This window comes from Acetobacterium sp. (assembly GCF_030652775.1).
Taxonomy (GTDB): Bacteria; Bacillota; Clostridia; order Eubacteriales; family Eubacteriaceae; genus Acetobacterium.
Genome location: NZ_JAUSPS010000092.1, coordinates 1 through 13,820, shown reverse-complemented (window position 1 = coordinate 13,820; position 13,820 = coordinate 1). Strand labels below are relative to the sequence as shown.

At 44.1% G+C, this 13,820-nt stretch carries 14 protein-coding genes; all 14 read right to left on the bottom strand.

Annotated elements, in window-relative coordinates; all coding sequences use genetic code 11:
- Positions 1-67 precede the first annotated feature (67 nt).
- Positions 68-805, bottom strand: coding sequence for a triose-phosphate isomerase (tpiA, locus tag Q7J41_RS16040; protein WP_304889474.1), 738 nt, complete (start codon positions 803-805; stop codon positions 68-70).
- A 12-nt stretch (positions 806-817) separates the two neighbouring features.
- Positions 818-2,008: a phosphoglycerate kinase gene (gene pgk / locus Q7J41_RS16035; RefSeq protein ID WP_304889444.1), complete on the bottom strand. Its 1,191-nt coding sequence runs from the start codon at positions 2,006-2,008 to the stop codon at positions 818-820.
- 280 nt (positions 2,009-2,288) lie between these two features.
- Complete coding sequence (gene gap, locus Q7J41_RS16030; RefSeq protein ID WP_304889442.1) at positions 2,289-3,293, bottom strand: type I glyceraldehyde-3-phosphate dehydrogenase; 1,005 nt, start codon at positions 3,291-3,293, stop codon at positions 2,289-2,291.
- 56 nt (positions 3,294-3,349) lie between these two features.
- Complete coding sequence (locus tag Q7J41_RS16025) at positions 3,350-4,411, bottom strand: sugar-binding transcriptional regulator (protein ID WP_304889441.1); 1,062 nt, start codon at positions 4,409-4,411, stop codon at positions 3,350-3,352.
- A gap of 185 nt (positions 4,412-4,596) precedes the next feature.
- A complete protein-coding gene (gene rpoN, locus Q7J41_RS16020) occupies positions 4,597-6,048 on the bottom strand; it encodes an RNA polymerase factor sigma-54 (protein ID WP_304889440.1) in 1,452 nt (483 codons plus the stop codon).
- Between the two features lie 72 nt (positions 6,049-6,120).
- Positions 6,121-7,038 (bottom strand): thioredoxin-disulfide reductase, encoded by a 918-nt coding sequence (gene trxB, locus Q7J41_RS16015; RefSeq protein ID WP_304889439.1) that lies wholly within the window; start codon positions 7,036-7,038, stop codon positions 6,121-6,123.
- Positions 7,039-7,076: 38 nt separating this feature from the next.
- Positions 7,077-7,526 carry a flagellar FliJ family protein gene (locus Q7J41_RS16010; protein WP_026394855.1) on the bottom strand — a complete coding sequence of 150 codons (450 nt, stop codon included), beginning with the start codon at positions 7,524-7,526 and terminating at the stop codon, positions 7,077-7,079.
- Positions 7,523-8,827 carry a flagellar protein export ATPase FliI gene (fliI, locus tag Q7J41_RS16005; protein WP_304889438.1) on the bottom strand — a complete coding sequence of 435 codons (1,305 nt, stop codon included), beginning with the start codon at positions 8,825-8,827 and terminating at the stop codon, positions 7,523-7,525. The genes Q7J41_RS16010 and fliI overlap by 4 nt, the downstream gene beginning before the upstream one ends.
- 14 nt (positions 8,828-8,841) lie before the next feature.
- A complete protein-coding gene (locus tag Q7J41_RS16000) occupies positions 8,842-9,624 on the bottom strand; it encodes a FliH/SctL family protein (RefSeq protein ID WP_304889437.1) in 783 nt (260 codons plus the stop codon).
- Positions 9,617-10,621: a flagellar motor switch protein FliG gene (gene fliG / locus Q7J41_RS15995; protein WP_304889436.1), complete on the bottom strand. Its 1,005-nt coding sequence runs from the start codon at positions 10,619-10,621 to the stop codon at positions 9,617-9,619. Before fliG ends, Q7J41_RS16000 begins: the two co-directional genes overlap by 8 nt.
- Positions 10,622-10,650: 29 nt before the next feature.
- Positions 10,651-12,243, bottom strand: coding sequence for a flagellar basal-body MS-ring/collar protein FliF (gene fliF / locus Q7J41_RS15990; protein WP_304889435.1), 1,593 nt, complete (start codon positions 12,241-12,243; stop codon positions 10,651-10,653).
- 144 nt (positions 12,244-12,387) lie between these two features.
- Positions 12,388-12,708, bottom strand: a complete 321-nt coding sequence (locus Q7J41_RS15985) for a flagellar hook-basal body complex protein FliE (RefSeq protein ID WP_304889434.1) — start codon at positions 12,706-12,708, stop codon at positions 12,388-12,390.
- Between the two features lie 12 nt (positions 12,709-12,720).
- Complete coding sequence (gene flgC, locus Q7J41_RS15980; protein WP_304889433.1) at positions 12,721-13,158, bottom strand: flagellar basal body rod protein FlgC; 438 nt, start codon at positions 13,156-13,158, stop codon at positions 12,721-12,723.
- Positions 13,159-13,566 (bottom strand): flagellar basal body rod protein FlgB, encoded by a 408-nt coding sequence (gene flgB / locus Q7J41_RS15975; protein WP_304889432.1) that lies wholly within the window; start codon positions 13,564-13,566, stop codon positions 13,159-13,161.
- Positions 13,567-13,820: the final 254 nt, after the last annotated feature.

Here is a 13,820-nt window from a genome sequence, read left to right as displayed (position 1 = left end):
ATTTTTTATTTATCTTATTGTTGGTAATTAACTAATCTTCTCTTTTATTCTTGAAATAAGAATAAAATTAAAATTTCACAATCTCCGAGAATGTTGGTTTTAGGGCGGCGCCACCGACCAGGGCGCCGTCGATGTTGTCCATGGCCATCAGGTCTTTAACGTTTTCCGGATTGACGGAGCCGCCGTATTGAATGCGGACTTTTTGGGCGGCGTCTTCACCAAACATTTTGGCGATGGTTTGGCGTACCCAGCCGCAGGCTTCGTTGGCTTCTTCTTTGCTGGCTGTTTTGCCAGTGCCGATCGCCCAGATCGGTTCGTAGGCGACGACGACCTTGGTGATGTCGGCAATGCCATTGAGACCGGCTTCCATCTGACCAACCACCTTAGCTTCGGCTTTTCCGCTTTCTCGTTCTGCCAGGGTTTCGCCGCAGCAAACGATTGGGGTGATTCCCAGAGCCAAGGCTTTAATGGCTTTTTTATTGACATTTTCGTCAGTTTCGTTAAAATACTCCCGTCTTTCCGAGTGGCCGATCAAGACATATTTGACGCCAATCGCTTGCAGCATTTCGCCGGAAATTTCTCCAGTGAAGGCACCATTTTTTTCAAAGTGCATATTTTGAGCGCCAATGCCAACATTAGAATCTTTGGCCATTTCTACGGCTTTTTGTAAACCTAAATAGGTGGGACAAAAAACCACTTCGGCTTCTGCGCCTGCCACCAATGGCAACAGCGTGTTCATCAATTTTTCAGTTTCAAAAATATCATTATTCATTTTCCAGTTTCCAGCAATAATTGGTTTTCTCATCATATTCTCCTTCTATTTATCCTGTAAGATTTCAATACCGGGCAGTTTTTTTCCTTCGAGAAATTCCAGTGAGGCGCCGCCGCCGGTGGAAATATGACTCATACCATCTTCGTAGCCGAGGATTTTAACCGCAGCGGCAGAGTCTCCGCCGCCGATGATGGTAATCGCATCCGAATCCGACATCGCTTTTGCCACTGCTTCTGTTCCTTTAGCAAAGGCTGGCATTTCAAATACGCCCATCGGGCCGTTCCAGATCACTGTTTTGGCGCCCAGAATTGCTTTAGTAAAGGTGGCTGCGGTTACCGGGCCGATATCCAGTCCCAATGAATTAGCAGGGATGGCATTGATATCCACCACCACAAATGGGGCATCGGCGGCAAAGGTTTCGGCGGCAACGACATCCACTGGCAATAGCAGGTTAACCCCTTTTGCTTTGGCTTTAGTAACTAACTCATTTGCCAGTTCCATTTTATCTTCTTCCAGCAGGGATTTTCCAATTTCATAACCTTGGGCTTTCAGGAAGGTGAAGGCCATTCCGCCACCGATGATCAAAGTATCGACCTTTTCCAGCAGATTGTTGATCACCCCAATCTTGTCTGAAACTTTTGAGCCGCCCAGGATGGCGACAAAGGGGCGTTCCGGTTTTTCCAGAGCTTTTCCCATAAAATCCAGTTCTTTCTGAATCAGGAAGCCGGAAACGCCGGGTAAAAATTCAGCAATCCCGACGGTTGATGCATGGGCACGGTGAGCGGTTCCAAAGGCATCGTTGACAAAAACATCGCCCAGGTCAGCCAGCTCTTTGGAAAAGCCATGGTCATTCTTCTCTTCTTCGCCCCGGAAACGGGTGTTTTGAAGTAACAGTACGTCGCCTGGTTTTAGACCCGCTGCAGCTGCAACGGTGACCGAGCCAGTAACTGCTCCGTCATCATTGAAAATCACTTCTTTTTTCAGTAATTCAGACAGTTTTTTTGCGACTGGTTCCAGCGAATATTTAGGGTTCGGCTGATTTTTGGGTCGACCCATATGCGACATTAAAATCAGTGATCCTCCCTGCTCCAGAATATAATTAATCGTTGGCAATGCTGCTGTGATCCGGGTTTCATCGGTAATGACGCCGTTTTCATCCAATGGCACATTAAAGTCTGCCCGCATTAAAACTTTTTTTCCTTTTAAATCGATATCAGATACTGTTTTTTTACTCATCTTCTTATCCTCTCGGTTTATAGATTCAGTTATCGCAAGCTACCGTACCGACCAATTGTTAATCTGTTGTATGCTGCGGCCTCGGACAGGCGCTGCCGTGTCCGCCCCGATGCATACAACATGATGTAACAATTGTCGGTACTGCTTTTTGTTTTATTCCTAAACGGTTGTTTTTTAATTTTCTTATAAACAATTTCAGAAGCTTTTGCAATGTTTTTGCATAAGCTTCTGAAAAGTTTTTTGTAGGTTATTTAATTATTTTTTTAAGTTATTTAGGTGACTAAAATTTTGTGGCAACATACTCTGCTAAACGGACTAATTGAGCAGTGTAGGACATTTCATTATCGTACCAGGCGATGATCTTAACCTGTTGTTTTCCACCTTCAACATTCATAACTCGGGTTAATGTGGCATCAAATAATGATCCGAAGGACATGCCAATGATGTCGGTGGAAACAATCTGTTCTTCATTGTATCCCAGTGATTCGTTGGCAGCTGCTTTAACGGCGGCATTGATTTCATCGGCGGTAACGTCTTTTTCCAGCACGCAGGTTAAGTCAACCAGCGAGCCAGTGATGACAGGCACACGCAGAGCAAATCCGTCCAGTTTACCATTCAGGGCTGGCAATACCTTGCCAACTGCGGCAGCAGCACCGGTAGAAGTCGGAACGATATTTTGAGCGGCGGTACGGCCTCGTCGTAAATCTTTATGCGGTGCATCCAGAGTTGCCTGGTCATTGGTGTAGGCATGAACGGTAGTCATTAACCCGCTGACTAAACCAAAGCTGTCGTTTAATACTTTGGCAACTGGTGCTAAACAGTTAGTTGTACAGGAAGCACCACTGATCACTGTTTCGGTACCATCCAGAATATCTTCGTTAACATTAAATACGATGGTTTTAACATCACCTTTGGCAGGAGCAGAAACAATAACTTTTTTTGCGCCAGCTTTGATGTGTTTGCCTGCACCGTCTTTATCAGTGAAGAAACCAGTCGATTCAATCACAACATCGACGCCAATACTGCCCCAGGGCAGGTTTTCAGGATCTCTTTCAGCAAAAATTTTGATGGCTTTCCCATCAACTACAATTGTATCATCTTTGATTTCGATGGCATCTTGCTTAAATTTCCCCTGAGCGCTATCATATTTTAATAGGTACGCTAAGGTTTTTGCATCGGTTAAATCATTGATAGCCACAACATCAAATGCCGGGTTATCTGCCATTAATCTGAATGCTAAACGACCAATTCTTCCAAAACCATTAATTGCTACTTTTACAGACATATTATCTGCCTCCTTAAAATAATGTTTACTAAAATCTATACTCAGTCAAACACGCACTATTTTGTGTCTGACATGGTTTGCAATTTTCTTAATATTTCTCTGGCTGCGCTTTCATCGGTGATCAGGACAATGTTTTCACGAATCCGACTGATCGAAATAATCGACTCAGCCTTGGTGACCCCGCCAGCTACTGCAATGACATGGGGTATTTTTTTGAAATTGTCGATCCCGATGCCAATCGTACTTGATGGTGAAATAACCTGGCCATTAATATCAAAGTAATGTCCAAAAGCTTCCGACACAGCTCCTTGTTCCAAAATTTTCCGTTTATCGGCAGTTGCCAGATTCCGCCAGTCGGCCAGCACATCGGCTCGACCCAGTCCGAAGATAAAAATATCGATGTTGTCCATCTTATTGAATACCCTTTTTATTTCCGGATAATCTTTTAATGCTTCCAATAGTCGTTGATCGATATTATCCGGCAAATGGAGGAGCTCATAATTTGAATGGAGCTTTAGACCCATTTCGGCCACCACGTTGTTAGCTTGCGTGGAATGGCTTTTTCCGATCCCGCCGCGGGCGGGAATGACGTATACGTCGGGATAAAAGGCTTCCCGCATTTCATCGGCTACGGCTGCGGTACAGCTTCCGCCAGTCAGTGCCAGGGTATCTTTATATTTCATCACTGACAAAACATATTTTGCTCCGGAACGTCCCATAAATCGCAAGACTTCATAATTCATATCCATGTCTCCGGGACAAATAATCACCCGTTTGAGATGGAGACGATCCATCAGCTCTTTTTCCAATTGTTCCAGGCCGTTGTAGGTATAAAGCAAACCCTTTAACTGGATCAGCGCTGCCTTACCCGCATCGGTGATCACGACCCCCTGCCGTTCCACTGAAACAAGCTTTTGGGTTTGAAAAAAATCGATTTCATTGCGAACCTGACGCTCGCTCATATCGAGAACAAAGGCAAGATTTCTCCGTCCGATGGGCTGCTCACTGCTGATGGTTGACAAAATATTGTAACGCATTTCAATGAGACGATTCACTTCCGGAGCGACAAGCTGTTGAAGTTCAATGACTTCCTTACTGATTTTTAATTGATTTGACACAGAATCACCCTTCTTTCGGATACATGCTCACTTTTGTCCCACTGGGACAAAATCATTATACCCCATCTTTAATTTAAAAACAAGTTAAAAAAGACCAAAACCTAAAAGAAAATCCCAGACCCAATTTTTCGTGATCAGCTAGGTATTCACTATAATTTGACTGTAATTAGTCGGTGGTAATGGTCTTAACGGTATTCTTTTCGTTTGGAGGAAGGCTGGATCAAAAGTGCTTCCCGATATTTAGCTACCGTTCGCCTGGCTACATCCAGATTTTTCTCCTGCAATAATTCTGATAGCTTCTGATCACTCAGCGGCTTTTTCTTATCTTCCTGTTCGATTAATTCCTTAATATAGCGTTTGATGGCATCCGAAGAGCGGTCTTCTTCGCCCTGGGTGTAGCCCCGCTTAAAGAAAAACTTCAGAGCAAAGGTGCCCTTAGGCGTTTGAATGTACTTTCCGCGAATCGCTCGACTGACCGTGGACTCATGGACTTCGATGGTATCGGCGATTGTTTTAAGGGTCAAGGGACGCAGATCACCCACTCCTTCAAAGAAAAATCCCCGCTGCGACTCAGCAATGGCGGTGATCACTTTTTTGATGGTATCCCGCCGCTGTTCAATACTTTTGATCAGAAAAGCGGCGCTGTCCAGTTTTTTTTCCAGATAGAGCTTGGTTTCATCATTTTTATCCGGATTTTTCAGCAGCCCCTTATAGTAATTATTAATCCGCAGCCGGGGTGCCGACACATCATTAACCCTTACGACTAGCTCGCCGTTGATAATTTCAATGCTCCCGTCAGGGATTACATAGGATACTCGTTCTGAACAGGAAAATTCCCGGCCGGGTTTTGGTTCCAGGGTTTTGATCACCTCTTTAAATTCATAAACGTCCTCAATTGTTAAGCCGGTATCCTGGGCGATCCGTTTGAATTGGTTATCAGCCAAATCGATCAGGTGGTTTTTGACAATGTCCAGATACACTTCTTCATCATCATACCCCATCTGACGCAATTGAATCAGCAAACACTCTTCAATATTTCGACACCCCACCCCACTGGGATCAAATCCCTGGATGATTTTAATCAATTTTTGAATACTTTCTTCATCAACATCTAAAATATTTTTGATATAATCGATGTCGACGATCAGGTAACCGTTATCATCGATACAATCAATCAAATATTCACCAATCAGTTTTTCCCTGTCGCTAAGCTTTTTTTCCAGCATATTAAATTGAAAATGCAGATATTCGTTAAGGGTTTTCTCCTGGGATGTGAATTTTTCAAAACCGTATTCGTCATCGGTGTCGCCACCTGACTGCACCTGGCCCCGATAATCGGAATTTTCCATGCTGTGAAAATACTCATCCCATTGGATTTCATCCTTGGGCGGCTGCTCCACAACCGGTTCTTCTTTAATCAGTTCCCCCTTCAGCGGTCCGCCTACCTCATCGATGGGCACTACCTCTTTAATCGACACCTCATTAAATTCCAGCACCGGATTTTCCATAATTTCAGTCTCGATTAGACCACTGAGTTCCATCGCTGTCAGCTGAAGAATCTCAATCGACTGACGCATTTCCTGAGTCATGATCAGTTTCTGCGTTTGGGTTATATTTAAATCAAATTTGATATTCATATTTCACCTGATTATTTTTTATTTCTACATCAAAAAAAGACTAACTTCCGTTAGTCCTAATCATATCACAATCTAGTTGAGTTCTTCAATGTATTTGATCACATTTACTGCTGCAATAGCACCATCGGCGGTGGCTGTGACAACCTGTCGCAACGATTTGCGGCGGATATCGCCAGCGGCAAAGATCCCTGGGATGTTGGTGCGCATTTCATCGTCGGTGATCAGATAATCCCGGGCATCCCGTTCCAGCTGACCCACAAAGGCTTCGGAATTTGGTTTCTGACCGACAAAAACGAAAACACCTTCAACTGGTACTTCAGTCACATCACCTGAACCGACATTTTTTACCATGATACTTTCGACCTGACCATTACCTTTAATTTCTTCAACCACGGAGCTTAACATCATCGATATTTTATCATTTTCCTGAATGCGCTGCTGCAGAATTTTGGCGCCCCGGAGTTCATCCCGACGATGGATAATGATAATTTCACTAGCGAATTTAGTCAGATATAAGGCTTCTTCCAAAGCTGTATCGCCGCCGCCGATAACAGCGACCTTTAAGCCTTTAAAGAAATTGGCATCGCAGGTGGCACAATAAGAAACGCCCATCCCGCGCAGTTCCATTTCACCTTTACAACCAATGAGTTTAGGTTCAGCGCCGGTTGCCATAATAATGGTTTGCGTTTCCAGCTTGCCGGAATCAGTTTCGATGATAAAGCCGGTTTCTGTTTGCTGCGATCTGATATAAGTTCGGGTCGCAAACTCGACCCCGAATTCTTCACATTGCTGGCGCATCCGCTCGGTTAAACCGGGGCCGGTACTGTCAGGTGGAGAACCGGGATAGTTTTCGATCTCCCAACTGGTCGCAATCTGTCCGCCGATGCCGCCTTTTTCAATAATCAGCACCTTCAGCGTCCCCCGCGCCGCATAGATCCCGGCAGCTAGACCGGCTGGTCCGGCACCCACGATAATTGTATCGTATCTCATCTTAACACCTCTTTCTGTTATTTGACTTCTCCCGATAATCAGGATCCATCCTTCATAATTTTACTGGTGGTAATAAATTCTTCCATCTCTTTTTCGTTTTCTTTGACGATTTCTTTTTTATATTCATCATATCTATTTTCTTTAACAATTTCCAGCGATCGGGTTTCCAGTTTTAAATTCTTCACCACTTCAATCTGAATGTCGATTTTTTCAGTAATCTCATCTATTCTTTTTTCAACAATTTTGATCTGTTCTTTTAAAAAAGACATGTAGTGAATATACACCTGACAGGCTGTCGGGGTGATGGAAGCCGCCATATCCCGTTCATAGTTTTTCTGACATTTGTCCTGCTGGTCTTCCAGATCCAGCTGTTTGTCCATTTCATCGCTCAACTGCCTGGTCAGCCCGCCTAATATCATCATTTCATTTTCCAGATTTTGATCTTTGTAAGAAAGGAGCTTTCCTAGATGGAATTGGAATTTTTTCATAAGACAGCCTTCTTCATGTCATCAACGCTGTTATCATAGAAACACTTTTCGTCAATCTTTTGTTGCAAAAATTTATTGATCCCACCGATTTTTTTGATGGCAATATCCAGTGACGGATTGGTTCCGCTTTTGTAAGCGCCAATGCTGACCAGATCGTAATTGCTATCATAGACCGACATCATATTACGCATCGAAGAAGCCGCTTCCATCTGATCTTTGCTGACGATGTTCGACATCAATCGGCTGACACTGTTGAGCACATCAATGGCCGGATAATGGTTTCTGGCCGCAATTTTACGGGACAGCACAATATGGCCGTCAATAATCCCACGAACCGTATCGGCGACCGGTTCATTCATATCATCCCCTTCAACCAGAACCGTATAGATACCGGTTATCGAGCCGGTTTCAAAATTCCCGCTGCGTTCCAGCAGCTTTGGCATCATCGCATAGATGGAGGGGGTGTAGCCCCGGGCTACCGGCGGTTCCCCAGTGGCCAGACCGATTTCCCGCTGGGCCATCGCAAACCGGGTCAGGGAATCCATCATCAATAAGACATCATTGCCCTGATCCTTAAAATATTCGGCAATGGTGGTGGCTGTTAAGGCGCACTTCATTCGCTGCATCGGCGGCTGATCCGAAGTGGCTACCACAATCACTGACCGTTCCAGGCCTTCCTGACCTAAATCATTTTCCAGAAACTGGCGCACCTCCCGGCCTCGTTCGCCAACCAGGGCGATCACATTAACCTGGGTCTTCACATTTCTGGCAATCATCCCCATCAGGGTACTTTTACCAACGCCGCTGCCGGCAAAGATTCCCATTCTCTGTCCCTTACCAATCGTCAATAAACCATCTATTGCCTTTACCCCAAATTCCAGGATATCGTCAATACATGGTCGTGAAAAGGGATTTGCCCCAGCACTTTGGATCTCGTATGGCGTGGTGTTTTCGATCGGTCCGCCACCATCAATCGGTTCGCCCATGGCATTGACAACCCGACCAATCATATTATCCGACACGCCAATCTTTAGCGATGAGCCGGTAGGTTCGACAATATTGCCAAAGCTGATGCCATCGGGCTCTTCATAAGGCATTAATAACACCTTATTGCCCCGAAAGCCAACCACTTCAGCTAAAATAAAGTGGTCTGCATTTTGATCAAAGATCTTACACAAATCACCAATACTGCATTCTGGTCCCACTGATTCAATCATCATGCCCACGACTTTTTCGATCTTGCCAAAATAATGATAGGTCTCTGCCCGTTGAATGGCTTTGCAAATCTCAGATGTATTCATATTTTCGCCTCCAGTTACGAACTCTGTTCGATGGCTTTCTCCAATTGATCCAATTGTACCGGCAGACTCATATCAATAACAGAATCATTGGTTTCCACCAGGATTTTATCCTCATCCTTAAGGATAATCACCTTGGTTTTTTTTGCCAGCTTTTTGAGTTTTTCTGACATTTCCTTGTTAATATGGAGATCCAGGGTTTTCTGGTTCTCAGATAAATAAATTTTGAGATCTTCTTCATCGCCGTGAATGACCTCATCAAAGAACTTCAAGAACAGATCCTGATCTTCCTGAACCTGATGTTTCATAATTTTTTTGGCAATTTCAAAGGCGATATCCAACAATTCCTGTGCCTGATTATCAAGCGCCCGTTGACGTTCACTATTGATCACTTCAAGCATCTCATTTATTTCCTGCAGTTTGTTTTCAATCTCGACCGCCGCCTGGGCCGTGCCTTCGTTTAGGCCTTCTCTAAGTCCGGCCTGGAAACCTTCCCGGGTACCATCCTGCAAGCCTTCTTCATGGCCAGTTGCATAGCCCTGAGAAAAGCCTTCCTGATAGCCGGTTTCCTGAGATTTTTCTTTAATCTCCTGGCTGGCTCGGATGGCTTCTTTCATCAGCTCATTGGCTGCATGCATAGCCTCGACGCTCTCATCATGGTCAATGCTATTTTCAGTACTTTCTTCGTTTGGGATTGCTTGACCATCACTGTCAACTTCCGCTTCAGACTGAACTGCAACCGGCATTACGGCTGGTACAGCAATTTGAGAAACCCACTTCGCTTTTACAATACTAGACAATGATCTCGTCCTTTCCACCCTTAGATGTTACAATTTCGCCCTCTTCTTCCAGTCTTCTGATGACCGAAACGATCTTCTGCTGCGCTTCTTCTACATCGCGAACTCTGACATTATGCAGGAATTCCATCTCACTCTTGACCGTGTCACCCATCCGTTGCGACATATTAGCAAAGATTATATCGGCAACAGATTTGTTTGCCCCCTTAAGGGCAACCGACATTTCTTTGGTGTCAATTTCCTGTAAAAAGCGTTGAATTGACATCGAATCGAGAATAACAATATCTTCAAAGACAAACATCCGTTTCCTGATTTCTTCGGACAGTTTGGCATCATTTTTACTGAGTTCGTCAAAGATGTATTTTTCAGTACCACGATCAATGTTGTTCATGATTTCAGCAATATAGTTGATCCCGCCAACTTCCAGTAAATCAAAGGATACAACCGACTCAAATTTACGTTCCAGAATGGTTTCAACCTGTCTGATAATCTCCGGTGAGGTCCGATCCATCCGGGCAATCCGTTCAACTACTTCCACCCGGATACTCTTGGGCAGTTCAGAAATAATCGCAGATGCCTGATCAGCTCTGGCATAAGACAAAACCAGGGCGATTGTCTGGGGATGTTCATTCACAATCATGTTCATTAAATTTTTGTAATCCGCCTTGCGAATAAACTCAAAAGCTTTTGTCCGCAGCGTTTTTGTGACCCGCTCTAAAAGGGCACTACCCTGCTGAACCCCAAACGCCTTTTCAAGAACATTTCGGGCATAATTAACACCGCCTTCGATGTAGACCTTCTGAGCTACACAAAGACCATAAAATTCATCAATAACCTGATCGGCAACCTCCGGCGGAACACTTTCCTGGCGGGTAATCTCATAGGTTAAAATCTCAATTTCTTCTTCCTGTAAGTGTTTATAAATGCTGGAAGCAATATCTGCACCCAGAGAAATAACCACCTGGGCTGCCTTTTGTCTTGGTGTTAGGGTAACGTCCATATTTGTCAACTTCCTTCATCGATTCTTATCTATTCACTTTCATTCTTAAGCCAGGATTTAAATAACTGAGCCGCAATTTCTGGATTGGTGGTTGCAAACTCTTTGATTTTCTCCTTTTTATCATCTTTTAGGGGATGAATCGGTTCAATCGGTTCCATGCGATCAGCTGCCATAGCACCAAATAGGGCATCTGTTTCGGTATCTTCATCTCCAGCAAATGCTTCTTCAATGCCTTTTTTACCGCGTTTACCCTTTTTCTTAGCTTTGCCATCGGCTTTTTTCTTTTTGCCCCGGGTCAGCACAAACAGCAATATCAACAGCAGCAATAATACGCCAGCGCCGATTCCGCCAAATACCAACAGCCGTTCGGTGGTAAAGATTGGTTCAACGACGGGTTCCTCTTCCGCCTGAACAAATTCAAAGTTACGCACCGTGACGCTCTGGGGAGTTACCCCAGCTGCAAAGGCCACCAGTTGCACCAGGTTTTCCCGGGCGACCGGGGTCATCGCCGGATCATTAATCGCAATCCCGATCGACACGGTATCGATGGCTGGATCCAGTTTTTCCGTTTGGGTTATTTCCTGGCTCACCGAATAAGTGGTGTTTTGATTGATCCCGGTGACCACGCCACCATTCGTTAAGGCATTTTGGGCATAGGTTGTTACATCCGTGTTCCCGGTCGTTCCGGCAACACCGCCAACTGTTCCATCCTCATTGGCAATCGCCAGACTGGAAGATTCCTGATTAATGACCCCAGAATTATCACCATCCGGAGAAGGTGTATAGACCGTTGCTTCCTGCTTAACGGCATCGGTATTAAGCGTTGCCGTTACCGATACCTTATATTGATCAGGATCATACGGTCCATCTAAAACATTGTTCACTTTTTGGGTCAGATCATTTTCAATGGCCTTGGTCAGTTTCATCTTGGACTCACCACCATTGGCGGCCGCCATATTATTGACCAGATCATTTCCATTACCATCGGTTAAGGCAATATTATCAGTACTCAGACCGGCCACGGATTTGGCCACCAGATTCTGAATTCCCGAAATCTGTTCTTTTGTTAAGGTCGCCCCTGGCTCTAAATGAATAATAACGGATGCGGTAGTCGCCTCTGTTTCCTGTAAATAAAAAACATTTTCAGTTGGCACCGAAATGGTTACAATGGCATCCTTGACGCCTTCCAGGGTCTTAATACTGGCGCCGATTCGTTCCTGCAATTGCATGTTTTCGTATTGTTTACGTTCGTAGTCCGTGGAAAGCATACTACTGTTATCCTGGATAACATAATAGCTCAAGCCATTTTTAGGGTAACCTGCTGTCGCCAGCTTCATTCGGATCTGTGCTTCATTCGCTTTTGGCACCATAATATTGCCACCGGCATCAAGCTTGACGTCCGCTTCCATCTCAGTCAGAGCAGCCATAATTTCAGTGGTTTCAGCCTGGGTCAGATCGTCAAAAAGCGGCACGTACTGTTTGTTATTTAGAAGCGCTGTCAATCCGATGGATACCAACAAGACCAGTACCACCCCGCCAATCATCAATATCTTGGCTTTTTTGGATGTTCCGGTCCAGAAGGTTTTAATTTTTTCTAAAATGCCTTTAATTTTCTCATTCATCGTCTTTTTTCATCCATCCAAAATATTTGATGTCCGTGCTGATTATTAAATCTGTGCATTCAAATAAGGGATACTTACCAATAATATAAATTTTCTGATTGGTATCCTCTACTCTCCATAAATATTGTTTCGACACACTCAAATTTACAAGCCTGTGTTCATAACAGTTTGATATGATTCCAACACCTTATTACGGAGTTGAACCATGGTTTGCAACGCAACATCGGCTTTTGCCGTATTAATCATCATGGTATGCATATCATCCATATTACCAATTGAAAGATTATAGGCATCGACCTTGGTCGCCGCTTCCGTTTCTTCGACATTATTAATGACATCCTGCATGATATTTTTAAAATCTCCGGCAACGCCAGTTTCTGTTGCTGCTGCTGCATTTGCAGCGTTTCCAGCAATGGAACCAACACCGGCTCCGCTGATAATTGAACTCATCGGTACTATAAACATAATTTTCTCCTTTTATCGGCCAATTTCCAGAGCCTTTAGAACAATTGATTTCGTGGCATTAAACGCCGTCACATTCGCTTCATAGGCCCGGCTGGCACCCATGGCGTCGGTCATTTCCTGAGCGGTATTGACATTGGGGTACATCACATAGCCCTCTGCATTGGCATCAGGATGAGTCGGATCATAAACCGGTACCAAAGCCGACGGATCATCGACTACTGCCTCAACCTGAACTCCGTCTTTTTGTACCACCCCAGTAGCTGTTTTTAAGGCATCCTGAAAGGTTCCGGTACTGACACTGCTGAGCACCGTCATTTTACGCCGATACGGTTCGCCATTTTCGGTTCGGGTAACTTGGGCATTGGCAATGTTCTGAGCAATAATATCCAATCGGTACTTTTGTGCTGTCATGCCAGAGCCTGATATATTAAAAGAACTTAAGAAACTCATTTATTTCCCTCCGTTTACTGCATATTTAAATCTTGAATAAGAATCGCTGACACCACGAACCAGATAGTAATACTGCAATACCGACTTGGACATATCAATGTTTTCAGCTTCCAGATCGACGTTATTTTCATCCAGACGACTGGACGTGGCGCCTTCATAAACACTGATACTAGAATCATTAATCGACTGAATACCTTCCATTTTATCAAGAAAACCTGTGGAACTCGAATTGGTTGTCGTTTGAAGCTTGTTCATTTCTGCTTTTAATGAGTCTTCAAAGTTGACTTTAATCGCTTTGTATCCCGGTGTTTCAGAGTTAGCAATATTATTGCTGGTGGCCTTTTGTCTTTGCCAGGTACCGTCCAATGCTTTTTGATATAAGGCCGAGGTTATCGAATCACCAATCATCGTGTCCTCCTTCTTTTTTCGTGCCGGTTTGTTTGCCAGCCGTTACTTAGTTTTTATTATTACAAACTTATGTTAAAAGCAATACGGTTATAAGTCACTTCCATATCGCAAATTACAATACTATTACACACTAACATAATACCATAATTTTGAAAAAACAACAAATAGATTTATGTTCTGTCTGAGTTGGAATTAAGTTAGCAGGGTTAAAAGTGTGTGAACTTCACGAACTATTTATTGTAAAATCAGCATTC

Excerpts from the sequence above, each read along its gene's own strand:
- flgC (WP_304889433.1), bottom strand. The coding sequence starts at position 13,158 with ATGAGTTTCTTAAGTTCTTTTAATATATCAGGCTCTGGCATGACAGCA.
- Q7J41_RS16010 (WP_026394855.1), bottom strand. The coding sequence starts at position 7,526 with ATGAAAAAATTCCAATTCCATCTAGGAAAGCTCCTTTCTTACAAAGAT.
- fliG (WP_304889436.1), bottom strand. The coding sequence starts at position 10,621 with ATGGACGTTACCCTAACACCAAGACAAAAGGCAGCCCAGGTGGTTATT.
- fliF (WP_304889435.1), bottom strand. The coding sequence starts at position 12,243 with ATGAATGAGAAAATTAAAGGCATTTTAGAAAAAATTAAAACCTTCTGG.
- gap (WP_304889442.1), bottom strand. The coding sequence starts at position 3,293 with ATGTCTGTAAAAGTAGCAATTAATGGTTTTGGAAGAATTGGTCGTTTA.
- flgB (WP_304889432.1), bottom strand. The coding sequence starts at position 13,566 with ATGATTGGTGATTCGATAACCTCGGCCTTATATCAAAAAGCATTGGAC.
- fliI (WP_304889438.1), bottom strand. The coding sequence starts at position 8,827 with ATGAATACATCTGAGATTTGCAAAGCCATTCAACGGGCAGAGACCTAT.
- rpoN (WP_304889440.1), bottom strand. The coding sequence starts at position 6,048 with ATGAATATCAAATTTGATTTAAATATAACCCAAACGCAGAAACTGATC.
- Q7J41_RS15985 (WP_304889434.1), bottom strand. The coding sequence starts at position 12,708 with ATGTTTATAGTACCGATGAGTTCAATTATCAGCGGAGCCGGTGTTGGT.
- tpiA (WP_304889474.1), bottom strand. The coding sequence starts at position 805 with ATGAGAAAACCAATTATTGCTGGAAACTGGAAAATGAATAATGATATT.
- trxB (WP_304889439.1), bottom strand. The coding sequence starts at position 7,038 with ATGAGATACGATACAATTATCGTGGGTGCCGGACCAGCCGGTCTAGCT.
- pgk (WP_304889444.1), bottom strand. The coding sequence starts at position 2,008 with ATGAGTAAAAAAACAGTATCTGATATCGATTTAAAAGGAAAAAAAGTT.